Here is a 24,961-nt window from a genome sequence, read left to right on the forward strand (position 1 = left end):
ATTTTCGGGCAAAAGGCTTAATCCATGCCTAAGAATTGAACTTTTACACAGGGAAGATCAAAAGGTTGGCAACGGAATATGTGCGGAATAGGGCAAGATGTAAATTGACGGCTTGTATCCTGGCTTTCTTTAGGGTAGGGCAAGGACGCGTGGGGCCCGTAGCTCAATTGGTTAGAGCCGGCGGCTCATAACCGCTTGGTTGGGGGTTCGAGTCCCTCCGGGCCCACCATCTTTACAATAGCGATCCGCGTTCTCAGGTCGTGTATGAGCGAAAAGCAATCTTCCTAATTTTGAATATCGTGTTCCACAGGAATAGGGCCCCAACGTCCGGTTTTGGTAAGGTTTGCCCAGCTTCCCTTAAGATTTCGACGCATGCGAGAGCCTGCTCTTTTAATCTCTCGATAGATTAAGTGAAAAAATGGCGGACGGTTTTTCGGACTACGATTTTGTCCGATAGTGCTCTGGGCGCCTGACTGACGAGCTATCGCAGGGAGGATCTGATAAATATTTAATGTGTTGAATGGACCATCATCCGGATCAAATAAAAAATGATCCAACGGTACGGTCGCTTTTTGCATTAAAGAAATCAGTTTTTGTGCTGATCTGCGAGAGATTATATAGCCCCCGGCCAGTAAATGACGCGATCTTAACCGACATATCTGATAAGAGCCTTCCTGTTTCACAGGTCGTGAAATCAATACTTCATGTCCGTAAGAGTCAATTTTAATGATGTCCGAATCTGCGGGTATCCAGTCAGTGGACGTAAGCAAGGCGGATGCACCGGTGCTCAAACGTATATCGTCTTCAAAAATAGCCGCATAATCATCCTCGCCATTGGCGATCAGCTCAAAACATTTTCTGTGTGAGAGGAAACAACCGATTTCCGCGGGTGATAAAGGAGACGGCCAGTTTTTTGTCGGCACGTGATGGGCCAATAGCTCAGCTTCCGGCAAAGCTCGTCCGTCTATTGCCGGCACACGCTCGAACTCAAGATGTAAATTGTGAAATTGATCCGCGATCGACTTCAAGCGATCTTGGCTGCGATCAAGGTTGATAACATAGATTTTCATAAAGCCCTCCCGAGAGAGGACTGGATAGGCACGTTGTCTTGCTTAGTCAATTTTGTGATTCTCAGTTTGGGCTCAGTCGGCGTTTCTCCCTGCCACTTACTCTAAGTTCTTCATTTTCAAAAGTGAAATGGGTATCTCATTGTAGGTTACAAAGTTTTAATGTTACTTTAGCTATACGTTAAGGAATTCATAACTAATTGACACAATTTTTTAAGCCTGATGCTGAGCAAAAAGGAGTTTTTTAGCAATGAGGAAGAAGGCAACCACCGTGACGCTGGCGCTTGCAGGGTTGTTGGCGTGTCCTCTCGCGGTGTCGGCCAAAACGAGCTTCGTTGGCGAATTCCGAGATTGGGGTGTTTATCGGAATACTCAGTTACCCGGAAACAAGTGCTACGCACTGACCGCACCGACAAGCTTTCATCCGGCAGGTGTTCGGCATGGCGATAATTTCGTAATTATTTCGAAATCAAGCGGTCAGTTCAGTCCCCAGTTGGTCATGGGTTATCAGCTTAAGCCCAATAGCAGTGTTACGGTTACTATTGATGGGAAAAACTATCCGTTTTTCACAGAAGGAAACCGAGCTTGGGCACAGAATGTTGCTGATGAGGCGAGTATTTTAAACGCAATGCGCAGCGGCCGTGCAATGAATGTTCAGGCTACTTCAAGCCGGGGAACCAATACACGATATAGTTTCTCGCTTATGGGATTGTCGGCTTCACTGAAACGGGTCGATCAATGTTGAGGTCTAGAAAAGCCCTGCAAATGCAGGGCTTTATTAATGGACGCAGGCTATAAGTTATGACAGCCATTGTTGGCGATTATACCAATCGTCGACATCGGCACTTACACGATCTTTTTCGATGCTGTAGCGCTCTTGGATCTTGCCTTCGAGTTGATCCCGGCGGCCATTAATTTGGTCGAGGTCATCATCGGTAAGTTTTCCCCATTGCTCTTTGACTTTGCCCTTTACCTGTTTCCAGTTCCTTTCAACGCGATTCCAATCCATCTACTCATCCTCCATTGTTCTTAGATAGATAACGTACGGGATGCAGGATGGTTTCATGCAATGGGTGATATGCAAAGCCATCAAATTTTTGTTGCGATTTAAGGACGATGGCGATAACCGCGCCGTTTCCATTCGGATAAAGGCATTATGTCGGGCGGATTTCCGCCAGCCTGATACCAGGAGTCGACAGCCCACAATTGGCCATCGTGGGCTTTGACTGTCGCAGTCCAATGCGGATAACGGCCATCGAAGAAGCTTCCACGCGAATCTTTTCTGGCAGGAGTATGAAACTTCAGCCAGCCCTTGGCATGAAGAAATCGCAGAAACTCATCGGTATTGGTCGCTTCATCAATGCAATCCATTTGTCCTTTGATACGCGCTCTTCCAAACTGTGTTTTTGGCTTGTCTCTTACGCCGATGATTTTGGTCGAACGTTGCTCAAATAGTGCGATTGCCCAGCGCAGGGCATCTCGTTCTGCTGAGGGTGAATGGGAAGCTTGGATTAACTTGCGCCTGATTTGCTGCTGGTCACGGTTTGAAAGTGTGACTTTGGTTCGATAGTAGCATTCATAGCCATGACAGACCCTGAATGTTGCCGCATGTGAAGGCGAGACAAACAGGAGCGCTGTGACAAGGCCAGCCAGTCCATAAAAACGCATAGAATTGCTTTCAATCTAAGGAACGTCATCAAAGCCGCTGATACCGCCCTCGTTTTCAAGATCTGCGATCCGCTTTGTCTCGGAGCGGCTGAATTTCAGTCTTACACCGACGCCACCGCCGTTTTCGTCAATAAATTGGGCGCCTAATCGTTCTAGAGCAGCGCGTAATTGAGCGATTTGCTCATTTGAAGGCTTTGCTAGTCTACGTTCAAATTGTTCAATGATGTCGCTGGTCACTCCCGATAATGATGCTAGCTTTTCACGGGTGATTTGAACCAGAGCACGCGCCGCACGACATTGGGAGCCATCAATCATTTCGATTCTCCTTGCTGAAGATATGGCCGATCTTAGCATATTTTGTGGGTGAATGATTTGACATGGCTAAATTTTGCCATTGTTTCCCTTGTTTGCGATAAAGCATATCTTACATAACACCCTGCGTCGCAGGCGAGCATTGTGGGGAACTGCCTACCGTCAAGCATGGCAAGCAATGAACAGCCTGTTCTTTTAAGCACTTTAATAGATGGTTGGTGATGGCCGCTTATCGTTACTTTCTCTGGCCTGCGTTTTTTACGGTCGTTGGTCTTCTCTTCGCTCTTTGGCTTGGATATTCTACAACCGGCACAATCGGCGGCATGGTCTCTGTATTCATTATCTGTGCGGTATTGAGTGTCCTAGAGGTATCCCTTTCTTTTGATAATGCCATCGTCAATGCACGCATTTTGCGGGACATGACACCCGAATGGCAGCATCGGTTTTTGACTTGGGGTATTGTCATTGCCGTATTCGGTATGCGTATCGTTTTTCCGCTGGCAATTGTTGCAGTTGCTATGTGGACGGATCCGATCACGGCGCTGAAACTGGCGATTTGGCAGCCCGATGAATATGCGCGGATCATTTCGGAATCTCACACTGGTATTGCGGCCTTTGGTGGTACCTTCCTGCTGATGGTTGGCATGAAATACTTTTTCGATGTCGAAAAAGAAGTGCACTGGATCCGGGTTCTTGAAAGCCGTATGTCGAAATTCGCGTCGGTACAGGGCGTCGAAATAGGCGTGGCGATTGCGTTGATCTTGTTGGTCTCATACCAATTGGATGATGTTAATTCTCATACTTTTCTAATCGCTGCTTTATTTGGCCTTTTGACTTTCTTAGCGGTTGAAGGGCTAGGGGAGGTGCTGGATGCCTCAAAGGAGCAGCTAGGCACGGTCCACCGCGGTGGGCTTGGGGCTTTCATCTATCTTGAAGTACTGGATGCGAGCTTTTCTTTTGATGGTGTGATTGGTGCTTTCGCGCTGACGACCAATTTGTTTATCATTGCCATTGGTCTTGGTATTGGTGCTTTTTATGTTCGATCGCTAACCATTATGCTGGTGGAGCGCAAAACATTGGGCCAATATCGCTATTTGGAACATGGTGCTTTCTACGCCATTCTGGTGCTGGCAGTGATTATGTATATCCAGACGCTTGTTCACATTCCGGAAGTCATTACCGGATTGATCGGCGGTGTCTTGATCGCACTCTCGCTTCTTTCATCTATACGATATAATCGTCGCAATCCTGATCGACAGCAGGAGGCTGATGAGATTACGATGTCAAAAAGCAGCTCGTAAGCCGTGATTTAGTAGAAGGGCATTCAGTTGCCCTTCTGCTCTTGATAAATTCGAAAGTATTTTAACGCATTCTCACACGGATCCTACGTAGCTGCACAGTGTGGCTTCAGCGAAGTACGATTGATGGAGAGGGAATGCTATGTATATGACACGCTTGAGTAAGACTGCATTTGTTGCAGCAATCGCCTTTTTTGCTTCTCTGGTTTCATTCGGGAATATCACTGATTACGGCAGTAATTTCGCATTCGTTCAGCATGTCTTGCTGATGGACACAATTTTTCCTGACGCAACGATCAAATATCGCGCTATCGAAAGCAATACGTTGCATCACGCGGCGTATATTTTCATTATTGCAATGGAAACCATCACAGCAGTTCTCTGCTGGGTCGGAGCATTCACCATGTTGGGTGAAATTAAGGAAACCGCACCGGAATTTAACCGAGCGAAAAAATGGGCAATTTGCGGCCTCTCGCTCGGATTTTTAGTATGGCAGGTCGGCTTTATGTCGATCGGTGGTGAGTGGTTTGGTATGTGGATGTCGTCAACCTGGAACGGTATCGAGTCGGCATTTCGTTTCTTCATCACAATTATTGCGGTGCTGATTTACGTGGCCATGCCCGATGGTGAGCTGGAAAACTGATCAGGCGCAAAATTATGATGCGGGCTGGCAGTTAGTATAATGCCGGCCTGCGTCGTTTTTTAGATCGGGTTATTGATAACCATGATCATGCAGATAAAGCTGAGCAGTTTGACGGGCGGTGAGAACCATTCAAGCCTCGATCTCAACCCGGCCTTGGGGGCGAGTGCAACAGGCCAAAATATAGCCTTCGGCAATTTCATCGTCCCGAATGCCGCCATTATGGTTCATATGCGTTTCGCCCTCGATACATTTGACTTTGCATGTTCCGCAAATGCCAAATTCGCAAGCGCTTGGTATCTTTAATCCGCCATTGCGCGCTGCGAGCAAGATCGTGTCGTTTTCAGTACATTCAACTTCGATACCCGATTGGGTGAATATGATTGTTGCGGTAGCGATAACCGGTGCCGTGGGTGCTGTGGCGGCCGCGGTTGGGGTGGGCAGGCTTGTTGAAGGCTGTTCTGAAATCGCGCTGGCTGGTTGAAAACTCTCCTGGTGATAGTGGTTCATGTCGAACCCCGACCGTTCCAATAATGTGCGAACACTGTTCATGAACGGTTCGGGACCACAACAAAACACGATGCGGTTCATGAAATCGGGGGCTAGAAGTTCAAGCCGTGGGCGGTCCATGCGCCCGTGCAATCCGGGCCAGACGTGGCGCGCGGAAGATTCTTCGACGATGAAAGCCAGGCGCATAGCTTCCATCCGCCCTGACAAAAGCTCCAATTCTTTTCGGAAAATTATATCGTCCGGCGAGCGGGCGCAGTTGATGAAAGCAACATCGGTTTCGGGCGCGCAATCAAACAGCCAACGAGTCATTGAAACCATTGGTGTGATGCCGGACCCAGCTGATATAAATAAATATTTGTCGCCGGGATGGTTGGCGAGAGAGAAATCGCCGTTCGGGCCATAGGCTTTGAGCCGCATAGGCGGGCGGAGATTATCCAGCATCCAGCGGGTGCCTATGCTGTCTTTCTGCGCTTTAACCGTAACCGAGATATGATATGGACGCGAGGGTGTCGAGGAAAGAGTATAGGTCCGCAATAAAGGACCTTCTTCATCGGCGCGTTCAATGGGAAGCTCTAAAGTGATGAACTGTCCCGGTGCATAACGGAACCAGTTGTCATCAGTCGCTTTGAAAGAAAAGGTCATGACGTCTGGCGCCTCTTCGATCGCAGAAATGCATTGAAGCATCTGAAGGCGATCGTTCCACGGCAGCATCTCATCGAGATATTTCGGAGGCTGCATGACTTTCTCACTTTTCATATCCGTTGGTTGGGCAGCCGACCTGGCTGCGCGAGTTAGAAGCGCGGCACGCAAAACATGCCGATGTGCCGCGCGGTCTGAGCGTATGAGTGCGATATCAGGCTGCCTTGCCGATTTTTGCCGTATCTCCGCGCAAGCGAGGGATGATGGTGTTGGCATACCATTCTAGGAATTGCATCACGCCTCCTTCATGTTCAACCGAGTAGGGGCCGGGTTCATATGCTGGCGAATTGATACCGATTGCGTTTTCCTCAACAATCCGGCGGTCTTGATCATTGGTCTGCATCCAAACATGGGTGAGCTCGTCCAGATTGTAGTCGACGTTTTCAACCGCATCCTTATGTACAAGCCATTTTGTGGTGAGCTGTGTTTCACCCGGACCAATCGGTAGCACTCGAAATGAAATGGCATGATCGGCCATCAGGTGATTCCAAGTGGATGGATAGTTGAACAAAAGCATAGCCCCAATATTGGTGTCGCCGGCCACCTGATCGCTCAAAGGCTTTTTTACTGCGGGCTTTCCTGACAATGTATAGCTAACCGCTTCATGCAACAGCGGAATGCGGGCTATGCGATGGCGGCCATCCTCAGAAATTTGGAACCTTGAAGGCAATCCAATCGCCTCGCAATTTCTCCATAGCTCATTGATTTCTGGATCATCCAGCATGCCCTGAACGCCGGTTGCAGTGGGCGCTTCGGGATAAGTCCGACAAAGTTCTGGATGATTAGCTGCGCAATGATAACATTCGCGGTTGTTCTCCCAGACGAGCTTCCAATTGCCTTTTTCTATGATAGTGCTTTCGAAAGCGACCTTGGCATCTTTAATATTGTGCGGTGCCAGATAAGGCTCGACAGTTGAGCGGAAAGACGCAAAATCGGGGGCATCGTCCGCCAAGCAAATATAGATATAGCCAGCGATAGATTCACAATGTACTGGCTTAAGTCCATATTCAGCCGGATTGAAATCCGGTCCAACCTGTCTGGCAAATAGCAACCGACCATCAAGCTCATAGGTCCATTGATGATAGGGGCAGACAAGTTTTGCCGTTGTGCCCTTTTCGGCCGAGCAAATTCGCGATCCGCGATGGCGGCAGGAATTATGAAATGCGCGAATGTCGCCTTGTCCGTCGCGGACTATAATAACAGGATAGGCACCGATCTGTACCGTCATGTAAGATCCGGTTTTTGGTAGCTCACAATCGTGACCCACAAAAAGCCAATCGCGATAGAATATGTTTTCCAGATCCAGCTTGTAAAACTCTGGATCGGTATAAAACTTTTGTTGCAGGCTGAAATTTGGATCGCGTCCGGCCAAAAGCCCCAGCATCTCATTGCGAACGTCCATAATCACAAACCCTTGTGTTGTATCCGCGGGAGCTTTGCTGCTTCTGTTCTCTCAGCGACCCGCGGTCGATCCCGTATATTAATGTGCCTCCGAAAGCGGGATCATAGTTACATCAACGGTTTGCCTCCTATCGGTGGCAGTTGAAGTCGCGCTTTCGTTGCAATGATTCAATCATTGAAATGTCCTGAACGCGCATTGGGATGCGACATGGACTTCGCGTAAAGACGACACGCGAGAGTAGAGCTGCTCAATCCAGCGGGGGAATATCACTAAAACATAACAAGTTTGTTTTCCGGGATTGCCAGGAAAGCTGAATTGAGGCTACCAACGATGGGCAAGAATTGTATCAGGCTTTTGGAGGATAGCGGTCGTGAAACGTTCGGAAATTAATGAAATAATTCGTGAAAGTGATTCTTTCATTCGTTCATTCGGCTACATTTTGCCTCCCTTTGCTTATTGGTCAGCCGAAGAGCTAAAAGAACGCACTGCGAACGACGCCCGCGCCATTCGTGATGCGCGTCTGGGTTGGGATATAACGGACTATGGGCAGGGTAATTTCGCTGATCTTGGCCTGTTTCTTTTCACGGTACGCAACGGCAATGCAGCGGATCTCAAGCGCGGCACCGGTATGCTTTATGCAGAGAAAATTATGATCTCGCGCAAGAACCAGCTCTCGCCTATGCATCGCCATGTCGTAAAGGCTGAAGACATTATCAATCGGGGCGGGGGAACATTGGTGTTGGAACTGTTCAACTCTGCTCCGGATGGCAGTGTTGATGAAGAGAGCGACGTAACGGTGGCAGTTGACGGGCGGATGGTTACACAAAAAGCTGGCGCGCATTTAAAATTGCAGCCGGGCGAAAGTGTTACTCTTCTGCCCGGTAATTGGCACGCTTTCTGGGGTGAAGGCGATGATGTGTTGATAGGGGAAGTTTCCACTGTCAATGACGACCTCACTGACAATATCTTCCGTGAGCCAATCGGCCGATTCTCAGATATTGAGGAAAATGAGCAGCCCTTGCACCTGCTCGTCTCGGACTATGATAAATGGCTTTAGCATTTGCAGGCTGAAGCGCGCCTAATCAAAGGAATTGATGAATGAAACTAGCGATGATCGGAACGGGCTATGTCGGGCTGGTTTCAGGGGTTTGTTTTGCTGAATTTGGCTTTCACGTCACTTGCGTAGACAAAAACCCGGCGATCATCGACAAGTTGCGAGCGGGAAAGGTCACCATTTTCGAACCAGGGCTTGATGAGCTGATGGCAAGAAATATCCGGGACCAGAGGCTTTCATTTTCTACCGATCTATCCTCATGCGTTAAGGATGCCGACGTCGTTTTTATTGCTGTGGGAACGCCGTCGCGTCGGGGTGATGGTGAGGCTGATCTACAATATATTGAGGCCGCGGCAGATGAAATTGCCGCGGCTATGAAGCCGGGTGCGGTAATTGTTATTAAATCCACCGTCGTTGTCGGCACGAATGCAAAAATTCGCGATCGTATTGCGGCGGCTCGTCCGGGTGTTGAGTTTTCAATGGTGTCGAATCCTGAATTTTTGCGCGAGGGTTCGGCGATTGAGGATTTCATGCGGCCGGATCGTGTTGTAGTGGGTGTTCACGACAAGCGGGGCGAGCTGACAATGCAGCGGCTTTACAGGCCGTTATATCTCCGTGAAACGCCAATGGTGGTCACCTCGCTGGAAAATGCCGAGATTATCAAATATGCGGCGAACGGCTTTTTGGCGATGAAAGTAACCTTTATCAACCAGATTGCTGATTTATGCGAAAAAACGGGTGGGAATGTGCAGGAAGTTGCCCGCGCTATCGGCATGGATAATCGCATTGGCTCCAAATTCCTTCACGCAGGCCCCGGCTTTGGCGGATCTTGTTTCCCCAAGGATACGCGTGCGCTAGCCGCTACCGGCAAACGTTATGGTGCCCGACAAACACTGATCGAAGAAGTGATCGAAGTGAATGAGAAGCGCAAAAGGGCAATGGCTGAACGTATTGTGGAGGCTGCGCGCGCGAGTAATGCTAAGTGCGTGGCGGTGCTGGGTGTGGCATTTAAACCCAATACGGACGATATACGAGAATCGCCTGCGATCGATATTATCATCGAGCTTGAAAAGGCCGGTCTGGAAGTAAGGGCATATGATCCCGAGGCCATGGAGATGGCCAAGCCTGTGCTTCCGAAAGTGATTTGGTGCAATTCTGCTTATGAGGCTGCGCAGGGCGCGTGTGTTGTGGCCTTGCTCACGGAATGGAATGCGTTCCGCGCGCTTAATCTTCACAAACTGGCTGAGGCGATGGACGGCAATATATTGATCGATCTGAGAAACGTTTATAAGCCGGAAGATATTGCCGGAACAGGATTGGATTATCGCTCTGTTGGCCGCAAATTCACTTAAAGTGATGCTTCGGGCTTATTTTCTGCCTTTAGCTGCTTTCTCTCATTCGCGATAAGCCAAAGATTTCGGATATAGACCACGACACCTAGACCTTGTCCTGCAATAAAGACAGGGTCTTTTCGTTGGATAGCGTAAACCAGCAGCAGGACGCCGCCAAAAAGCGAAAAGAACCAGAAAGCAATCGGTATGACGCTGCGTTTGGCGCGTTCGGAAGCCACCCATTGCACAACGAAGCGCATGGTGAAACAAGCTTGTGCAACGAAGCCCAAGATAATCCAGCCATCCCATTGAGCAACGAAAACTTCATATAACCATTGCGAGAGGCCATTAAATAGCTCAGTCATTCGTGATCTCCGTCACGGTCGGGACGACTTTGCGCCGTTTGCGCAGCCACCACACGCCATAAAGATCAAGAATACCGCGCAAGCCGCGATCAACTATGCCGTAATTGGATTTTCCATGCCGACGTTCCCGGTCAACAACGTCGACATACAATACATCATAGCCTTCACGAATAACCAAGGCAGGCAAATAACGATGCCAGCCGTCGAAGAATGGCAATTGTCGGAAGAGATCTGTGTGAACCGCTTTCAGCCCGCAGCCGGAATCACGGGTTTTATCTTTGAGGATCATGCCGCGCAGATTATTGGCGAAGCGTGAGGATAATTGTTTCAATTTTGTGTCAGTGCGCTTGAGACGCTGCCCAGCGGCGATGCCATAGGCCGGGCCAGCTTTCAGCAAGCTATCGGCCAGAATGGGTAAATAGATGGGGTCGTTCTGACCGTCCCCGTCCATTGTTACAACGATCTGTCCCCGCGCCGCAAAAACGCCTGAACGAACCGCCGCGCTTTGGCCAGATGATCGGTCATGGCGAATATGACGCAAGGGTTTGCCCTGTGCAATGCGAGCTTGAAGCACTTCACCGGTCTGATCGGTGGAGCCATCATCGACTACGATGACCTCATAGGCATGGTCTTTCATGGCCGCGTCAACCTCGTCTAGCAAAAAGGCAAGATTATCAGCTTCATTGCGGCAGGGGATGACCACAGAAATCATAGGTGTTTCCACGCGGAGCTTCCTCATTCCTTGCAGTGCCCACATAACAGACCACGTAACATCATTATGAGGGTCCGTGGCGCGCAAGGCGGGGCCATAACATTTATTCTTCATAAAAGCCAAGGCACTCTTAAATTCAAGGTGCCAAACGCTTTGTCTGAGCTTCTAACCGGAGAAGGGTGCAGACGGAAGCATATCTTCTAGCCATTCAAGAAAATTCTTTGTGACTTTCTCGTAATTCAGCTCATGCAAGCTCTCATGGCGGTTTTGATCATAAATCATTGTGCTGATATTTTTAAATCCTGCTGAACTGAGCTCACTGGCAAAGTTGCGAACCGCCATCCCCCCATTGGTTGCCGGGTCCTGCCCGCCGCCCACTAGATTAATGGGCAGTTGTTTTTTCATGGAAGAATAGTTTGATTTTGCTTTTGCGCGGTTCATCATTTTGAAAATATCAATCCAAAGGCCGACACTCGCATCAAAACCGCAGAGGGGATCTGCAATATATGCCGCTACGGCGGCAGAATCACGCGAAAGCCAATCGAATTGTGTTTGCTGGTCTTTGATTTCTGCGCTCCAAGCTCGGAAGGTCAAGCGCGGTAGCAATGTGCTTGGAACATCTGACCCTTTGAGCATCCGCTCACTATATAAATATGCCAAAGCGAGCGAATTTTCGATAGAACTGCCAAAATTCGTGTTCCACACCGCGAGGGCGTCGATTGCTGCTGAGTGGGCGAGGGCAAAGTTAAACGCGATCAGACCGCCCATTGAATGTCCAAAGAGGACGAGGGGTAGGCCGAAATGTTGCTGGCGAATGTGCTGGTTAAGAACCAACACATCCGAGATCACCCTTTCATTGCCTTTTTGCGCTGCGAAACATCCTTGAGGCGCATCGGCTGTGATATTCGTTCCGTGACCGCGAAGGTCTTGTACATAGGTGTGATAGCCGTTTTTGCTTAGCGCGGAGGCAAATCTTTCGTAACGGCCTGAATATTCGGCAAGTCCATGTAAAATTTGCACAGCGGCTTTCGGCTCGCTTGAGAGCGCCCGTCTAAACGGGATGCTTGCCGAACCAGAGACGGGTAAATGGTGAATGGATTGAAAGGCCATAGGTTGTAACTGAAATATGACGATGAATTAGTCAAACAGAGATTGTAAGTGGCGCTTGAAAAGGCGTTTCAAGCACTTAGCGATCAAATTTTCAGCAAACGTAAAATTTAAGCAAATAGTGCTTGAAAACCGTGGAAAGCTGCGCAAATCTACCATTTATCGGGGAAGTGAAACTGCCCTGATTGTTTGAATAGGGAAAACGAATTCGGTCTTAGGTACAACTAGGAGGCGATCCGTCGAAAGAGCGGATCTCGGCCAGAGGGGAAACCGGGTGACGGAAATATCCGCGCCCGGTTTTATAATTTTTTCTGGTAGTGAAGCAAGCTGAGGATTGAAGCTTTTTAGCAGTGCGATGTTGTTTGCTTCCTTGCTGTATTTGCCCTAAATACGCTGCAGCAATCTTTGCGGTGAGGCAATTGCCGCCGCGCTTTTCAACTTGTGGAGACGACGCGCTTTATGGCTCGCCAGTTCATTTATCATATGTCCGGCCTGAACAAGGCTTACGGCAATAAAAAGATCCTAGAAAACATCCATCTGTCGTTTTATCCCGACGCGAAAATCGGCATATTGGGGCCTAATGGCGCCGGTAAGTCGACGATCCTTAAAATTATGGCAGGTCTGGATAAGGAATTTACCGGCGAGGCCTGGCTCGCAGAAGGGGCTACTTGCGGGTATCTGCCGCAGGAGCCTGAGCTTGATCCAACGAAAGACGTGTTGGGCAACGTTATGGAAGGTGTGGCCGAAAAGAAGGCTATTCTCGACCGCTATAACGAGCTCATGATGAATTATTCTGATGAGACTGCCGATGAAGGTGCGAAATTACAGGATATCATCGACAGCCAGAACCTATGGGATCTGGAAAGCCAGGTCGAAATGGCAATGGAAGCGTTGCGCTGCCCTCCCAGCGATGCAGACGTAACCAAGCTTTCGGGCGGTGAGAAGCGCCGGGTCGCTCTCTGCAAGCTTTTGCTTTCCAAACCAGATTTGCTGCTGCTTGACGAGCCGACCAACCACCTTGATGCAGAAACCACTGCGTGGCTGGAAAAGCATCTGCGTGAATATCCTGGTTCCGTTCTGATCATTACTCACGATCGCTACTTCTTGGATAATGTCACAGGCTGGATTCTCGAACTCGATCGCGGTCGTGGCATTCCTTACGAGGGCAATTATTCCGCTTATTTGGAAGCCAAGTATAAGCGGATGGAGCAGGAGGGACGCGAAGAAGCGGCACGTCAAAAGGCGCTTTCGCGCGAGCGTGAGTGGATTTCTGCCAGCCCCAAGGCGCGCCAGGCTAAATCGAAAGCCCGTATCAGGGCTTATGACGAGCTTGTCAAAAGTGCTGAAGATCGCAGGCCCGGTGAAGCTCAGATTATTATTCCGGTCGGTGAACGACTTGGGCAGATGGTTATCGAAGTGGAAAATCTGTCCAAGGGTTTTGGTGATCGGCTTTTGATCGACGATCTGAGTTTCAAGCTGCCCGCTGGTGGCATTGTCGGCGTGATTGGCCCCAACGGTGCCGGTAAATCGACGCTGTTTAAAATGCTGACCGGGCAGGAACAGCCGGATTCAGGAACTGTTCGCATTGGAGATACAGTCCAGCTTTCTTATGTGGACCAAAGCCGCGACGCGCTTGATCCAAACAAGACAGTTTGGGAAGAAATCTCGGGTGGCAGTGACGTTATCAAGCTCGGCAAACACGAGATGAATTCACGTGCCTATTGCGGTGCATTCAACTTTAAGGGCGGTGATCAACAGCAGAAAGTCGGAAATCTTTCCGGCGGACAGCGCAATCGCGTTCACCTCGCCAAAATGTTGAAATCCGGCGGTAACGTTCTTCTGCTTGACGAACCAACCAACGACCTTGATACGGAAACGCTGGCCGCACTCGAAGATGCACTTGAGAATTTTGCTGGTTGCGCTGTTATCATCAGTCACGACCGCATGTTCCTCGATAGGCTGGCAACGCATATTCTCGCTTTTGAGGGCGATAGTCATGTCGAATGGTTCGAAGGAAATTTTGAAGATTATGAAGCGGATAAAATCCGCCGTCTCGGACCAGATAGTGTCAACCCGAAGCGGGTGACCTATAAGCCGCTAACCAGATAAATTAAATTAAGGCCGGTGTTCGCACCGGCCTTTTTCGTCGGGTTGGTCCGGTGGATGTCATTGATTATAGGTCTTCAGAGTCAGTGTCGTCGGCAGTAAGCAGACGTGTGGCGCGCCATTCTGTCAGTTTGGCGTTAATTGCATCCACAACAAAAAAACGCGCAGAATCTTTATCGTATCCATCATCCCGCAACGCATCATAATCCGTATAGGTGTGGCGGATATGCGCAACAGCGGCAAGCCATACAGCAATGGATGCGGGAAGCGTTCTCATATGGCGGGCAAGCGCTGCTGCTCGGATTGGTTCGGAATCCGAATAGGGCACCGCTGGCAACAGTAAAGTTAATGATTTGGCCACAGCCTTCTGGCGGTTTGTGCTTGCGCTCATATCTGCTCGCTTTTCTTTGCAAGACTATACTTGATTCCCACATACGTCATCGTGTCATGAAACCACTTGTGAATGGAAGTGAATTCATATAAACATATCTTTATATCTTTAGCGGACGGAGGCTTGGTTGAGCTTGCACCTGGAACAGATGGTAGACGTATTGAAGGCTGTTGCGGAGCCAAGCCGTCTGCGCATTCTTGCACTTTTGGCGCGGGGTGATCTTACAGTCTCTGATTTGACTACAATTCTCGGTCAGTCACAGCCTCGGGTTTCGCGTCATTTAAAACTTTTGGCCGAAGCGGGGCTCATTGACCGTTATCAGGAAGGTGCTTGGGCATTTTTTCGGCTTTCAGACCATGGTCAGCTGGGCGAATTGGCCCGAAAATTACTAGCGCGTCTTGATGTGAGCGATTCAAAAATTGATCGCGACATGGAGCGGCTTTCTCAGGTCAAGATAAGTCGACAGGAAATGGCGGCGGCCTATTTCAGCGCGAATGCTCGCAGTTGGGATGAAATTCGTAAACTGCATGTCTCTGAAACCGACGTAGAGGAAGCGCTCAGATCGATTGTCGGCGCACAACCGTTCCAATCCATGCTCGATGTTGGCACAGGCACGGGTCGCCTGTTGGAAATGTTTTCGCCGCTTTATGTGCGTGGCTTGGGTATCGATATTAACCGCGATATGCTGGCCGTAGCCCGTGCTAATTTGGATATCGCAGCGGTCAGCAATGCGCAAGTGAGATTAGGTGATGTTTATGCGCTGCCTGTTGAGCGCGATAGTTTTGATTTGGTGACAATTCATCAGGTTCTGCATTTTCTTGATGATCCGCAAGCTGCGATCCGCGAGGCTGCAAGAGCTCTCCGGCCCAATGGGCGAATGTTGATTGTAGATTTTGCACCGCATCGGTTGGAATTTTTGCGTGAAGAGCACGCCCATTTACGCCTCGGATTCAGCGATGAACAAATCCGAGGCTGGATGAAAGAGGCGGGGCTCACGCCGGAAAAAACGATGGAATTGGGTCCGAAGGCTGCCAATGAAGACGAGGGTTTGACAGTCAAGCTTTGGCTTGCACGCGATCCGCGTCTGCTCATTGCTGAGCCGACGGCCCGTAATACAAGCATGACGGAGACAGTTTAATGGGCTTTAACGGTCTTTCCCGCCGGCCAGATGTCGGCAAGACCACCCGGGTATCGTTCGAATTCTTCCCGCCCAAAACGGAAGAAATGGAGCAGCGCCTTTGGGAAACGGTCACACGGCTCGCGCCGCTGAAGCCGGAATTTGTCTCGGTTACCTATGGGGCAGGCGGCTCAACACGTGAACGGACAATTCGCACAGTTGCTCGTATTCTAAAGGAAACGGATATTCAGGCAGCAGCACATCTGACCTGTGTCGATGCGACGCGTGAAGAGGTTGATGTCGTTGCTCGCGAATTTGCGGATTTGGGCGTTAATCACTTTGTGGCTCTGCGTGGTGATCCTGCTAGTGGGCCGGGCTCTCAATATGTGCCGACGCCGGGCGGGTATCAGAACGGGGCCGATTTGGTGGGCGGCTTACGCAAGATTGGCGCTTTTGATATTTCGGTTTCTGCCTATCCGGAAAAGCATCCGGAAAGCCCCGATTTCGCCACCGATATTGATATGCTCAAACGCAAGGTCGATAATGGCGCAACCCGTGCGATTACCCAATTTTTTTTCGAAAATGATCTTTATGAGCGCTATGTAGAGCGGGTTCGACGTGCGGGAATTTATATTCCGATCGTGCCCGGTATGCTGCCGGTGCATAATTTCAAGCAGGTGCGGAATTTCTGCGCACGCTCAGCCACCCATATTCCGTCATGGCTGGCAGAACGTTTTGAGGGGCTAGACAATGACCCACAGACGCATCAATTGGTTGCAGCAGCCATTGCGGCTGAGCAGGTGATGGATTTGATTGAGCGCGGGGTTCAGGATTTTCATTTTTACACGATGAACAGGGCGGATCTGCCTTTTGCGATATGCCATATGTTAGGGATACGACCCGGCATAACCCAAGCAGCCTAAAGAAAAGCCCCGGTATTAAACCGGGGCTTGTGTTTTTTAAGCTCGGAGAAACCGCTAATGACCGGTTTCGTCGTCAAGGAATCATTCCCGCTATCAACGCTGCAATAAATACAAATGCCACACAGATCATGAGGACATTCAAAGATCGCGTCAGTCCCATTGGTCTGTCTCCTTTTATGCACTCCCCCTGATTGGGGCGCACGTTGGTAGACGATGGAATCTAATAGCAAAATGCGTAAAACAAAAGAAAATTTCACTCTTTAATATGGCTTGAATGTGGAAAAAACTATCCAGTAACTATCTAAGTGCTTGATAAGCAACGAAAAAAAATTTTGTTCACTTTTAATAAAAAGACGCGAATTTGCCATTTTAGAGCACCATTGCGGCAAGCAGAATCACTTTACATTAGAGCCAGCAGGCCCGAGAGAGTGATCACCGATAGGGCGGTGGAATAGAGGATTACGTTTGAAGTTATCCCAGGCGAGCGGCCATAATGCTCTGCTAACATAAAGGGTCCGGTCCCGGCAGGTAATGCGGCAAGCAGGGCTGCATTTTGTGCAATAAGCAATGGCAAGTTGAAAAAATAAACCGCGACAATCCATGTTACCAATGGATGAATAATAAGTTTGGTGAAGACGAGAAAGCCGATTTCAGCGGTATCTTCGCGTTGCATTTTCCGTGGTACGGCGAGAAATAGGCCCAGCGCAACCAATGCGCAGGGTGCAGCCGCGCCGCCTAATAATTTCAGAAAAGTTTCTATTGGCGCAGGCAAAGTCCAGCCTAAATATGCAATTATTCCGCCTAGGGTTGGCGCTACCATCAGCGGATTGCGGATCAAAGATCGGGTGACTTTCCAAGTAAATTCAAGTGGGTTCGCAGCCTTTTGTGTACCTATTTCAATAAGAATAATCGCAACCCCGAAGGTAACACAAAGGGTTACGATCATAGAAATAATGGTGGTGGGAAGAACATCAGAGCCGAATGCGATGATCGATAAAGGTATGCCCATATAGCCCGAATTGGGATAGGCGGCATTTAGACCGCCAATGGCTTTGTCAGCGAGAGGTAGATTTCGGCGAAACTGGATAAGAAACGGAAGAGAAAAAGCGATCACACTGCTGATGCTATAGGCCGCTATAAAGTCAGGTTGCCAGAGTTCGCTGCTATGGGAGTTTGCAGTAATGTCAAATAGTAGCGTTGGCAAAGCCAGATAGACCACAAACCGGTTGAGCTCAGTGATTGCATGTTTGCCGAGAATTTTTAGCTTGAAAGCTCCCCAGCCCGAGAAGATCAGCGCAAAAACGGGAAGCACGACAATGAATGTGGATATCATAGTATTCGATCACGCCGAAAAGCGATTAAAATGGAATCCAACAAGACGGCGCAAATATTCTCGATCCTCTCTCTACAAACGGTACAAATCACAACTTAGCCTAAACAATATTAACGGCAATCTCTAGTTGTTCGCCATTCAAAAGATTAGCGAACATTATTCTGTTGTAGCCATTTTTTCCATGATTTCGTATCGCCCGCAAAGACATTGATATCTGCGTCGCCTTTAATGCCCGGTATGATACCGGTGCCGGTATATTGCCAAAAAGTCCAAGGATGGGGTCCGTATTTCTCCTCCGGGTGTCCGGCGGTTGAACGCAGCCAAAACGGGTAATTTGAAAACTGCCGCAGATCATTCTCGTCGAAAAAATCGACGGTGGTATAAATGATCGGGCGCTTTCCGTAATGTTTTTCGATTGCTTGCAAAAAGACGCGCATTTCTTTGCGCACGATTGCTGGGTCTGGTCTTAATTTGCAGGTCGGAGAATGCGCATTCCATTCCATATCCAGAACCGGAGGTAACGCATGCGGATCGCGCGGAACGTGTTGAATATACCAACGAGCTTGCTCAATTGCGGGACGGCAAAAATAATAGAAATGATAGGCACTGCGAGGAATTCCAGCTGCTTTGGCGCCATTCCAATGCTCGTTGAAACGTTCGTCAAAACGATCCCCGCCTTCCGTCGCCTTAATGAAGGCAAATGAAATTCCGCTTTTGCGCACAGCATCCCAATCTATTTTCGTTTGATATTTTGAAACGTCGGTGCCGTGGATCGGATAATGCCAAGGGGTACGACCGGTCCATTCATATGGTTTGCGATCACCAAAGCGTGGCGCATTCACTCGACCACTAGGCCGCGCAATTTGCTGTAGAGTGCTTGAGGATTTTTTCACGTCGGAAAAGTCATAATCGACTGTCGTGCAGCCGGAAAAAAGCAGAATGCCAAGGGCAGTAAAAATACGGTTGGCCAGAGCGTTCATAGACAGTTCCCGATGTCGCGAATCATTTCTTCGACAAGGGTTACGCTATCCGCCGCAGCTCGTCATTAGTTGGGGGCTAAAAATTGGTGAGGGCAGGCCGCCGTCGGTCGTTACTTGGAGGTTGGCGATCTTACCGATCCGGAGAGTTGCAGCTTGTTACGCTGCGTAAGACTAATTGAGCGAACTTTTTCGTGCAGTCGCCGTTTTGTGAGTGATGTTAGCAATGAGAACAGGCTCGGCACCCGATAGGGGCAGAGTAATGGGCGAGGTGTGGTTCACGCTGTTGACATGTGTAAGTTGACTTTATGGAAGGAGAGCCATCAATGAAAAAGATTTTAATCACGTCGATCGCGGCCCTGTCATTTTTAGCTATAGCTGGCTGCAACGACAATTCTTCCGACAATGCAACGCCACCCGCAACCACTCCGGAAGCACCAGCGGACGGTAACACTACGCCCCCAGCAACGCCCGCTACGCCTGATACCGGAACTGCGCCGGCAAATTAAATGGCAGCGGCATAACCACGAAACTCTCAATGGTGGTCTGGTTAACCGGGCCACCATTTATTTACCATAGCTTAATAAGAGTTTTACAGCTTAATAAGAGTTTTTCGGGCATCTCGTAAAAAAGTGGGTTAGGTGAGCATTGCTATTCAAACGATGCGCGACTTCGGTTATAGCATTGATTATGAGCCGCCATTTCCTTTTTCCGATTGCTGCAGTTTTTTTGATTGGGGTTGCTGCGTGTAGCAAACCCGAAGAGCAGGTGTCCGAGCCCGATTCTGTCTCGCAGAGCGAGAATGCGAAGCGGGATAGTGCAGTTGATGCCACTCAAGCCGAGACCGGGGCCGAGACTGAGACTGAGACCGGGACCGGAGCAGAAGTTGGCGCTGATTTACTTCAGACTTTGCGCGATAAGGCGGGCGTGGTCGATGCTGAGGAGCAAGCAGCCATCGTGGAGCGCGCACGAAAGCATGCCAAAGATGCTGCCCTAGCCGTCGGGCAGTCAGAATTACAAGCGGAGGAAGCGGCTGATGCAGCCGCTAAATCCGCTCAGAAATCATTAGAAGCGCGCAAAATACCCTAGCCGATGTTTATAAGAGCTTTGCCAACAAGTTATTGTGGGATTGCAGATAGTTCGGATTGCTATAAAACCTAATCATGTCGATTTGGACCCGCATTGGTGAGTTCGTTACTTCGGTAACGCTGAACGCTATTTCTAGCGTGATCGAGGCCATTCAAACAGTTTTTGAAGGTGATGCAGAAACTCGGAAACAGGTGGCTTTTTCGATCGCTATGATCGCCCTTTCGGCAAAAATGGCCAAAGCGGATGGGATTGTGACCCAAGAGGAAATTCGCGCCTTTCACAAAATTTTCTCGGTGCCGCCGGAAGAGCGCGCGCATGTGGCCCGGCTTTATGATCTCGCTAAACAAGATGTGGCGGGCTTTGAAAGCTATGCTCGTCAGCTTGCAGGGCTTTGCAGCGATGGGAAAACCGATTGCCATTTGCTGGAAGATATTCTGGATGGACTTTTCCATATCGCCACTGCTGATGGGTATGTGCATGATAAGGAAATGGCGTTTCTTGCGAAAGTAGCCCAAATATTCGGATTTGATGAGAGTGTTTTTGAGCAAATTTCTTTGCGCCATGTCAAAGGCGGGGAAGCCGACCCGTATGCAATCCTAGGATTGCCCAGAGGGGCGTCATTTGAAGATGCTCGGAAACGTTATCGTGCCTTGGTCAAAGAGCATCATCCTGATCGTTTGATTGCCGAAGGTTTGCCGCTGGAATTTATAACCATTGCCAATGCACGTCTTGCTTCCATTAATAGTGCCTGGGCAGCCGTATCAAAACAGTTAGAGGCGGTAGCATGAGTGACGAAATAAATTCTATCGACGGGATCGTCGCTGAGCTTGCCTTAGATAAGGCGGATTATAGCAAGGCTGCGCTAGAACCGTCTCCCAATTTTGGTCCGAGACGGGACGGGAAAACCCCGATATTTCTCATTTTGCACTATACCGGGGTGGCAACGGCACAGGAAGCTCTGGATATTTTAAAATCTCCTGAACGGGAAGTTTCGGCGCACTATCTCGTTCATGAGAATGGCGACGTGGTGCAAATGGTTTCTGAGAAAGCGCGTGCTTGGCATGCCGGGCAAAGCTTCTGGAAAGGCGAAAGAGACCTCAATTCGGCGTCGATCGGCATTGAGATTGTTAATCCCGGTGAGTTGGATGACTATCCGCCATTTAAAGAGCCACAGCTTGAATCGGTGATAGAACTCTGCAGAAATATTTGCCAGCGCCATTCGATCCCGCCTGAAAATGTTCTGGCGCATTCGGATATTGCGCCAACACGCAAAACAGATCCCGGGCATAATTTTCCTTGGAAGAAACTTTACGAGGCGGGGATTGGTCATTATGTCGAACCAACTCCAATTCGGAGCGGGCGTTTTTTCGCGCGCGGTGAGCAGGGTCAGCCGATTGAAGCGCTTCAATCCATGCTGGCGCTTTATGGATATGAAATTGAGATCAATGGTGTCTTTGATGAAGCGACCGAAACGGTCGTAAAAGCCTTTCAGCGCCACTTTCGGCCTCAAAAATTGGACGGTGTCGCTGATGTATCAACTATTGATACCCTCTACAGGCTACTTTCTTCGCTGCAAAATGTTACTAGCTGAACAGGCATTTTCAAAAAAATACGGCGCTGACACCAAGTGGGATTCCAACTTTTAATTCAATAGTTTGATGTGGCATCAATCGTAAGTTGTGCGGCAAGTTTGTCAAGAAATTGATAGCTGCGTGAGCCGTTTTTGTTACATTCTGCAAGACTAATTGATTTTTCTTACCAATCTTCGGCTGCATTCAGCCTGCAAATGAACCGCCATTCCCCACAAAAAGAGGCAACAATTTTGCCGGAGGGAACTGCAATCTTAGCTCAATTTTGTCACGGCTGGGAAAATCTTTCCTGCCGGAATTGAGCTGTAAATCAAAAAGGCGCGCTCAAAAAACAGCGCCACAGCGACATCGCTTCCCCCAAGACTGGCGATGTCCTAAAGACGGTCAAGACGGTAGGTTATGAAGTCAAAATTTGTTGTTGTGTGCGCTCTTGTTGGCGCAATGAGTAGTTTTGTGCCGAGCATTGCATCTAGTGCTCCAGTTAATGAACCAACTAATCTTAGCGATCTTCTCCAAGCCCGGTCGGCTAAGAAGGCTAAAGAGGGTCAAAAGGGCGTAAAAGCCAAACAGGTTGAGAAATCAACGAAGAAAACTGCTACGAAGAAGAAGGGTGCTAAGGCGGCTAAAAACAACCTTAAGCAAAAGTCTGGAACAGATGGGCGTCCTTACTCCAATCTGATCGAGCAATATGCAAAGAGCTATGGTGTTCCAACGGCTCTTGCTCATGCGGTCGTGCGTCATGAAAGCAATTATCGCCCCGATGTTCGCGGTAAGGCTGGCGAAATCGGCCTGATGCAGATCAAGCTCTCAACCGCACGCGGTTTGGGCTATTCGGGTTCTGCCAAAGGACTTTACGAGCCTTCAACCAATATCCAATATGGTATGAAATATTTGGCAATGGCACATAAGTTGGGCGGCGGAAGCACCTGCGGCACGATCCTGAAATACAATGCGGGCCATGGCGCAAAAAGGATGAACCCCACTTCTGCGAATTATTGCAACAAGGTGAAAGCCTATATGCGTTCATTTTAATGCCATTCTGACGAATGCATTGTGTTGGTAAATGTGAAGAAAAGCCGGTAGCAAGTTTGCTGCTGGCTTTTTTGCTGCGCAAAAACTTTTACAATCCGGGTTTTAACCGACATGGTTCATGCTATACACGCACGGTCAGTCGGTCGGGTAGCCGCGCTTGTCCAGTGCCGAAAGGCGGCAGGTGAGGAAAGTCCGGGCTCCAGGGAAATACGGTGCCGGGTAACGCCCGGCGGGGGCGACCCCAGGGAAAGTGCCACAGAAAACAAACCGCCCCGTCTTCCGTATTCTTGCGATGCGCATATCTGCAATGCATCGAACAAGGACAGGGATGACGGGGTAAGGGTGAAAAGGTGGGGTAAGAGCCCACCGCGCCGGTGGTAACATTGGCGGCACGGTAAACCCCACCGGGAGCAAGACCGAATAGGGACGGCGCGTTAGTCCGAAAGGGCTGACAATCGATTTCCAGATCAGCCGTCCGGGTGGGTTGCAAGAGGCGGGTGGCGACATCCGTCCCAGATGAATGGCTACCACGTCGGATGGAAATCCGGCCATACAGAACCCGGCTTACAGACCGGCTGACATTTAATTTTTAAACAAAAGCAGTAATTTGAAATAAACGCCGTGGTGCTGATCACTTGGCGGAAACGGTCAATTGCTGGTTTTGGTTTGCAGAAATAACGGATCATTAAGCTTAATATCCGATAACGGATTGATCGATTCCTTTGTGTCGACAATCGGCGGGAATCTATGCGCAATTTCAGGATAGCGGGAAGGTTCCCGGGAAAGGATCGGAATGATGGCTAGCCTCGGCGGAGACCAATCTCAAGCCGGAGAGGCTCAGCTTCGTCACATTCCGGTGCTGATGACGGAAGTGCTTGACGCGTTGAAGGCTGAGCCCGGAAAACTGATTGTTGACGGAACTTTCGGTGCGGGTGGTTACACACGCCATATTCTCGAAGCGGGTGCGAATGTCATTGCTATTGATCGCGATCCCAACGCCATTGCGGCCGGGCGCGCGATGGAGAGGCTCTATACAGGCCGACTTAATTTGGTTGAAAGCCGCTTTTCTGCTCTTGATGATGCTGTGGAGAGCATCTGCGGTGATGGCGGAAAGGTGGACGGCGTTGTGTTGGATATCGGTGTTTCGTCGATGCAAATCGATGAGGCAGAGCGCGGTTTTTCTTTTCAGAAAGATGGACCGCTTGATATGCGCATGTCGGCAAAAGGTCCAAGCGCGGCCGATGTTGTCAATCACCTGAAAACCGGAGATCTTGCGCGTATATTCAATTTTCTTGGCGAGGAGCGCCACGCAGGCAGAATTGCCCGGATGATTGACAAGCGCCGAGCGGTGCAGCCATTCACCCGGACGCTTGAACTGGCGAAAGCGATTGAAGAGCTGGTTGGGCGACACCCGAAAGACCGGATACACCCAGCTACGCGCGTGTTTCAGGCTCTGCGTGTCTATGTAAATGATGAGTTGGGTGAACTTGCGCGCGCTTTGCTTGCGGCAGAACGCGTTCTCAAACCCGGTGGACGCCTTGTTGTTGTGACATTCCACTCACTAGAAGATCGCATGGTCAAACGTTTTTTTGCAGATCGCGCTGGGGGCAGTGCTGGTTCGCGTCATATGCCGGAAATGCAGGCGCGACTTCCGAGTTTTCTTCCAGCTGTTAAGGGGGCGGTTGGTCCTTCGGCGGAAGAGGAAGAGCGCAATCCTCGGGCGCGCTCGGCCAAATTGCGTGCCGGCATAAGAACTGAAAATTCGCCTCTCGAAAACGACCTTTCATTGTTCGGGCTGCCCAAATTGCCCAATACAGATGATCTTGCCCGGAGTTGAACAGTGCCACGTACTTTTGAACTCATTTTGATAGCGGCGATGCTGATGGCAGCAGCGGTTACCTATACGATTAAATATGATGCCGAGCGGCAGATGGCAGTAATTGCCAAGCTCAAGCGCCAGATTGATTCAGAAAGGGATACGATCACGCTTTTGCGGGCGGATTGGGCTTTGATGACGCAACCAGGCCGACTTCAGGCACTGGTGGGAGTTTATGACGAAGAACTACAGCTTGCACCGACTGAGCCGGAACAATATGCAGCTGGGATAGACGAAATTCCCGAACGCCAACCCGACGATATTCAAATGCTTATCTCTGGCAGCGATGAGTTGCTAGCGAGCGGTGTTCTTGGAACAGATTCGATGAGTACGGGCAGCATAGATGGAGCGAGGCACTGATCA

The 24,961-nt window shown here is 49.6% G+C and carries 27 protein-coding genes, 1 tRNA gene and 1 other RNA gene; 17 read left to right on the forward strand and 12 right to left on the reverse strand.

What is annotated here, in order from left to right; translation table 11 throughout:
- Window positions 1–152 precede the first annotated feature (152 nt).
- Window positions 153–229, forward strand: a tRNA-Ile gene (locus C7374_RS04130).
- A gap of 55 nt (window positions 230–284) precedes the next feature.
- Here C7374_RS04130 and C7374_RS04135 read toward each other — a convergent pair.
- Window positions 285–1,070: a glycosyltransferase family 25 protein gene (locus C7374_RS04135; RefSeq protein WP_111574358.1), complete on the reverse strand. Its 786-nt coding sequence runs from the start codon at window positions 1,068–1,070 to the stop codon at window positions 285–287.
- 247 nt (window positions 1,071–1,317) lie between these two features.
- On the opposite strand from C7374_RS04135, the gene C7374_RS04140 reads away from it, so the two are divergent.
- Window positions 1,318–1,812 (forward strand): invasion associated locus B family protein, encoded by a 495-nt coding sequence (locus C7374_RS04140; protein WP_111574359.1) that lies wholly within the window; start codon window positions 1,318–1,320, stop codon window positions 1,810–1,812.
- Between the two features lie 54 nt (window positions 1,813–1,866).
- Here the strand turns inward: C7374_RS04140 and C7374_RS04145 are convergent, their stop codons facing one another.
- The 3 genes from C7374_RS04145 to C7374_RS04155 all read right to left on the reverse strand — a co-directional run bounded on the left by C7374_RS04145 (window position 1,867) and on the right by C7374_RS04155 (window position 3,050).
- Window positions 1,867–2,076: a CsbD family protein gene (locus C7374_RS04145; RefSeq protein ID WP_111574360.1), complete on the reverse strand. Its 210-nt coding sequence runs from the start codon at window positions 2,074–2,076 to the stop codon at window positions 1,867–1,869.
- 98 nt (window positions 2,077–2,174) lie between these two features.
- Window positions 2,175–2,735: a hypothetical protein gene (locus tag C7374_RS04150; RefSeq protein ID WP_111574361.1), complete on the reverse strand. Its 561-nt coding sequence runs from the start codon at window positions 2,733–2,735 to the stop codon at window positions 2,175–2,177.
- A gap of 15 nt (window positions 2,736–2,750) precedes the next feature.
- Window positions 2,751–3,050 carry a helix-turn-helix domain-containing protein gene (locus C7374_RS04155; RefSeq protein WP_111574362.1) on the reverse strand — a complete coding sequence of 100 codons (300 nt, stop codon included), beginning with the start codon at window positions 3,048–3,050 and terminating at the stop codon, window positions 2,751–2,753.
- Between the two features lie 218 nt (window positions 3,051–3,268).
- On the opposite strand from C7374_RS04155, the gene C7374_RS04160 reads away from it, so the two are divergent.
- Window positions 3,269–4,348, forward strand: coding sequence for a DUF475 domain-containing protein (locus C7374_RS04160; RefSeq protein WP_111574634.1), 1,080 nt, complete (start codon window positions 3,269–3,271; stop codon window positions 4,346–4,348).
- Window positions 4,349–4,487: 139 nt separating this feature from the next.
- A complete protein-coding gene (locus C7374_RS04165) occupies window positions 4,488–4,988 on the forward strand; it encodes a DUF2165 family protein (RefSeq protein ID WP_111574363.1) in 501 nt (166 codons plus the stop codon).
- A 129-nt stretch (window positions 4,989–5,117) separates the two neighbouring features.
- Here C7374_RS04165 and C7374_RS04170 read toward each other — a convergent pair whose 3' ends face one another.
- Together C7374_RS04170 and C7374_RS04175 are read right to left on the reverse strand one after the other, a co-directional pair.
- Window positions 5,118–6,233 (reverse strand): FAD-binding oxidoreductase, encoded by a 1,116-nt coding sequence (locus C7374_RS04170; RefSeq protein WP_111574364.1) that lies wholly within the window; start codon window positions 6,231–6,233, stop codon window positions 5,118–5,120.
- A 115-nt stretch (window positions 6,234–6,348) separates the two neighbouring features.
- Window positions 6,349–7,596, reverse strand: a complete 1,248-nt coding sequence (locus C7374_RS04175) for an aromatic ring-hydroxylating oxygenase subunit alpha (protein WP_111574365.1) — start codon at window positions 7,594–7,596, stop codon at window positions 6,349–6,351.
- 370 nt (window positions 7,597–7,966) lie between these two features.
- Here C7374_RS04175 and C7374_RS04180 point away from each other — a divergent pair, with 370 nt between their 5' ends.
- Window positions 7,967–8,653, forward strand: a complete 687-nt coding sequence (locus tag C7374_RS04180) for a D-lyxose/D-mannose family sugar isomerase (protein WP_111574366.1) — start codon at window positions 7,967–7,969, stop codon at window positions 8,651–8,653.
- Window positions 8,654–8,694: 41 nt separating this feature from the next.
- The gene (locus C7374_RS04185) at window positions 8,695–10,002 is read left to right on the forward strand and encodes a UDP-glucose dehydrogenase family protein (RefSeq protein WP_111574367.1); all 1,308 of its coding nucleotides are present in this window, start codon (window positions 8,695–8,697) and stop codon (window positions 10,000–10,002) included.
- On the opposite strand, the gene C7374_RS04190 is transcribed toward C7374_RS04185, so the two are convergent.
- The 3 genes from C7374_RS04190 to C7374_RS04200 form a co-directional block, all read right to left on the reverse strand.
- Window positions 9,999–10,346 (reverse strand): lipid-A-disaccharide synthase N-terminal domain-containing protein, encoded by a 348-nt coding sequence (locus tag C7374_RS04190; protein ID WP_111574368.1) that lies wholly within the window; start codon window positions 10,344–10,346, stop codon window positions 9,999–10,001. The two genes, C7374_RS04185 and C7374_RS04190, sit on opposite strands and share 4 nt — an antisense overlap.
- Window positions 10,339–11,070 carry a glycosyltransferase family 2 protein gene (locus C7374_RS04195; RefSeq protein WP_210205067.1) on the reverse strand — a complete coding sequence of 244 codons (732 nt, stop codon included), beginning with the start codon at window positions 11,068–11,070 and terminating at the stop codon, window positions 10,339–10,341. The genes C7374_RS04190 and C7374_RS04195 overlap by 8 nt, the downstream gene beginning before the upstream one ends.
- A 153-nt stretch (window positions 11,071–11,223) precedes the next feature.
- Window positions 11,224–12,168 carry an alpha/beta fold hydrolase gene (locus C7374_RS04200; RefSeq protein WP_111574370.1) on the reverse strand — a complete coding sequence of 315 codons (945 nt, stop codon included), beginning with the start codon at window positions 12,166–12,168 and terminating at the stop codon, window positions 11,224–11,226.
- Window positions 12,169–12,624: 456 nt separating this feature from the next.
- Between C7374_RS04200 and ettA the strand changes: the two genes are divergently transcribed.
- Complete coding sequence (gene ettA, locus C7374_RS04205) at window positions 12,625–14,274, forward strand: energy-dependent translational throttle protein EttA (protein ID WP_111574371.1); 1,650 nt, start codon at window positions 12,625–12,627, stop codon at window positions 14,272–14,274.
- A gap of 64 nt (window positions 14,275–14,338) precedes the next feature.
- Here the strand turns inward: ettA and C7374_RS04210 are convergent, their stop codons facing one another.
- Window positions 14,339–14,662, reverse strand: a complete 324-nt coding sequence (locus C7374_RS04210) for a DUF2293 domain-containing protein (protein ID WP_111574372.1) — start codon at window positions 14,660–14,662, stop codon at window positions 14,339–14,341.
- A 148-nt stretch (window positions 14,663–14,810) separates the two neighbouring features.
- On the opposite strand from C7374_RS04210, the gene C7374_RS04215 reads away from it, so the two are divergent.
- Both C7374_RS04215 and metF read left to right on the forward strand, forming a co-directional pair.
- Window positions 14,811–15,800 carry an ArsR/SmtB family transcription factor gene (locus tag C7374_RS04215; protein WP_111574373.1) on the forward strand — a complete coding sequence of 330 codons (990 nt, stop codon included), beginning with the start codon at window positions 14,811–14,813 and terminating at the stop codon, window positions 15,798–15,800.
- Window positions 15,800–16,702, forward strand: a complete 903-nt coding sequence (metF, locus tag C7374_RS04220) for a methylenetetrahydrofolate reductase [NAD(P)H] (protein WP_111574374.1) — start codon at window positions 15,800–15,802, stop codon at window positions 16,700–16,702. The genes C7374_RS04215 and metF overlap by 1 nt, the downstream gene beginning before the upstream one ends.
- Window positions 16,703–17,102: 400 nt before the next feature.
- Here the strand turns inward: metF and C7374_RS04225 are convergent, their stop codons facing one another.
- The gene (locus tag C7374_RS04225) at window positions 17,103–18,035 is read right to left on the reverse strand and encodes an AEC family transporter (protein WP_111574375.1); all 933 of its coding nucleotides are present in this window, start codon (window positions 18,033–18,035) and stop codon (window positions 17,103–17,105) included.
- Between the two features lie 146 nt (window positions 18,036–18,181).
- Window positions 18,182–19,015: a glycoside hydrolase family 25 protein gene (locus C7374_RS04230; RefSeq protein ID WP_111574376.1), complete on the reverse strand. Its 834-nt coding sequence runs from the start codon at window positions 19,013–19,015 to the stop codon at window positions 18,182–18,184.
- Window positions 19,016–19,338: 323 nt separating this feature from the next.
- Between C7374_RS04230 and C7374_RS04235 the strand changes: the two genes are divergently transcribed.
- The 8 genes from C7374_RS04235 (at window position 19,339) to ftsL (ending at window position 24,958) form a co-directional block, all read left to right on the forward strand.
- Window positions 19,339–19,521 (forward strand): hypothetical protein, encoded by a 183-nt coding sequence (locus tag C7374_RS04235; protein WP_111574377.1) that lies wholly within the window; start codon window positions 19,339–19,341, stop codon window positions 19,519–19,521.
- Window positions 19,522–19,702: 181 nt separating this feature from the next.
- A complete protein-coding gene (locus tag C7374_RS04240; protein WP_245412577.1) occupies window positions 19,703–20,101 on the forward strand; it encodes a hypothetical protein in 399 nt (132 codons plus the stop codon).
- Between the two features lie 74 nt (window positions 20,102–20,175).
- Entirely contained in the window at window positions 20,176–20,889 is a 714-nt protein-coding gene (locus C7374_RS04245) for a J domain-containing protein (RefSeq protein WP_111574379.1), read from the forward strand.
- Window positions 20,886–21,692, forward strand: a complete 807-nt coding sequence (locus C7374_RS04250; RefSeq protein ID WP_111574380.1) for an N-acetylmuramoyl-L-alanine amidase — start codon at window positions 20,886–20,888, stop codon at window positions 21,690–21,692. Before C7374_RS04245 ends, C7374_RS04250 begins: the two co-directional genes overlap by 4 nt.
- 397 nt (window positions 21,693–22,089) lie before the next feature.
- Complete coding sequence (locus C7374_RS04255) at window positions 22,090–22,722, forward strand: lytic transglycosylase domain-containing protein (RefSeq protein WP_111574381.1); 633 nt, start codon at window positions 22,090–22,092, stop codon at window positions 22,720–22,722.
- A gap of 135 nt (window positions 22,723–22,857) precedes the next feature.
- Window positions 22,858–23,305, forward strand: an RNA gene (gene rnpB / locus C7374_RS04260) — RNase P RNA component class A.
- Between the two features lie 210 nt (window positions 23,306–23,515).
- Entirely contained in the window at window positions 23,516–24,559 is a 1,044-nt protein-coding gene (gene rsmH / locus C7374_RS04265) for a 16S rRNA (cytosine(1402)-N(4))-methyltransferase RsmH (protein ID WP_210205068.1), read from the forward strand.
- Between the two features lie 3 nt (window positions 24,560–24,562).
- On the forward strand, window positions 24,563–24,958 hold the full coding sequence (gene ftsL, locus C7374_RS04270; protein ID WP_111574382.1) for a cell division protein FtsL: 396 nt from the start codon (window positions 24,563–24,565) through the stop codon (window positions 24,956–24,958).
- The last annotated feature ends 3 nt before the right edge of the window (window positions 24,959–24,961 follow it).

The sequence above is a fragment of the Falsochrobactrum ovis genome, from assembly GCF_003259955.1.
GTDB lineage: Bacteria > Pseudomonadota > Alphaproteobacteria > Rhizobiales > Rhizobiaceae > Brucella > Brucella ovis_A.

Bases quoted from the DNA above. Each gene is read 5' to 3' on its own strand.
- C7374_RS04210 (WP_111574372.1), bottom strand. From the start codon at position 14,662: ATGAGCGCAAGCACAAACCGCCAGAAGGCTGTGGCCAAATCATTAACT.
- C7374_RS04190 (WP_111574368.1), bottom strand. From the start codon at position 10,346: ATGACTGAGCTATTTAATGGCCTCTCGCAATGGTTATATGAAGTTTTC.
- C7374_RS04165 (WP_111574363.1), top strand. From the start codon at position 4,488: ATGTATATGACACGCTTGAGTAAGACTGCATTTGTTGCAGCAATCGCC.
- ettA (WP_111574371.1), top strand. From the start codon at position 12,625: ATGGCTCGCCAGTTCATTTATCATATGTCCGGCCTGAACAAGGCTTAC.
- C7374_RS04145 (WP_111574360.1), bottom strand. From the start codon at position 2,076: ATGGATTGGAATCGCGTTGAAAGGAACTGGAAACAGGTAAAGGGCAAA.
- C7374_RS04245 (WP_111574379.1), top strand. From the start codon at position 20,176: ATGTCGATTTGGACCCGCATTGGTGAGTTCGTTACTTCGGTAACGCTG.
- C7374_RS04200 (WP_111574370.1), bottom strand. From the start codon at position 12,168: ATGGCCTTTCAATCCATTCACCATTTACCCGTCTCTGGTTCGGCAAGC.
- C7374_RS04250 (WP_111574380.1), top strand. From the start codon at position 20,886: ATGAGTGACGAAATAAATTCTATCGACGGGATCGTCGCTGAGCTTGCC.
- C7374_RS04185 (WP_111574367.1), top strand. From the start codon at position 8,695: ATGAAACTAGCGATGATCGGAACGGGCTATGTCGGGCTGGTTTCAGGG.
- rsmH (WP_210205068.1), top strand. From the start codon at position 23,516: ATGATGGCTAGCCTCGGCGGAGACCAATCTCAAGCCGGAGAGGCTCAG.
- C7374_RS04135 (WP_111574358.1), bottom strand. From the start codon at position 1,070: ATGAAAATCTATGTTATCAACCTTGATCGCAGCCAAGATCGCTTGAAG.
- metF (WP_111574374.1), top strand. From the start codon at position 15,800: ATGGGCTTTAACGGTCTTTCCCGCCGGCCAGATGTCGGCAAGACCACC.
- C7374_RS04225 (WP_111574375.1), bottom strand. From the start codon at position 18,035: ATGATATCCACATTCATTGTCGTGCTTCCCGTTTTTGCGCTGATCTTC.
- C7374_RS04235 (WP_111574377.1), top strand. From the start codon at position 19,339: ATGAAAAAGATTTTAATCACGTCGATCGCGGCCCTGTCATTTTTAGCT.
- C7374_RS04170 (WP_111574364.1), bottom strand. From the start codon at position 6,233: ATGCAGCCTCCGAAATATCTCGATGAGATGCTGCCGTGGAACGATCGC.
- C7374_RS04140 (WP_111574359.1), top strand. From the start codon at position 1,318: ATGAGGAAGAAGGCAACCACCGTGACGCTGGCGCTTGCAGGGTTGTTG.
- C7374_RS04230 (WP_111574376.1), bottom strand. From the start codon at position 19,015: ATGAACGCTCTGGCCAACCGTATTTTTACTGCCCTTGGCATTCTGCTT.
- C7374_RS04150 (WP_111574361.1), bottom strand. From the start codon at position 2,735: ATGCGTTTTTATGGACTGGCTGGCCTTGTCACAGCGCTCCTGTTTGTC.
- C7374_RS04240 (WP_245412577.1), top strand. From the start codon at position 19,703: ATGAGCCGCCATTTCCTTTTTCCGATTGCTGCAGTTTTTTTGATTGGG.
- C7374_RS04255 (WP_111574381.1), top strand. From the start codon at position 22,090: ATGAAGTCAAAATTTGTTGTTGTGTGCGCTCTTGTTGGCGCAATGAGT.
- C7374_RS04160 (WP_111574634.1), top strand. From the start codon at position 3,269: ATGGCCGCTTATCGTTACTTTCTCTGGCCTGCGTTTTTTACGGTCGTT.
- C7374_RS04155 (WP_111574362.1), bottom strand. From the start codon at position 3,050: ATGATTGATGGCTCCCAATGTCGTGCGGCGCGTGCTCTGGTTCAAATC.
- C7374_RS04215 (WP_111574373.1), top strand. From the start codon at position 14,811: ATGGTAGACGTATTGAAGGCTGTTGCGGAGCCAAGCCGTCTGCGCATT.
- C7374_RS04175 (WP_111574365.1), bottom strand. From the start codon at position 7,596: ATGGACGTTCGCAATGAGATGCTGGGGCTTTTGGCCGGACGCGATCCA.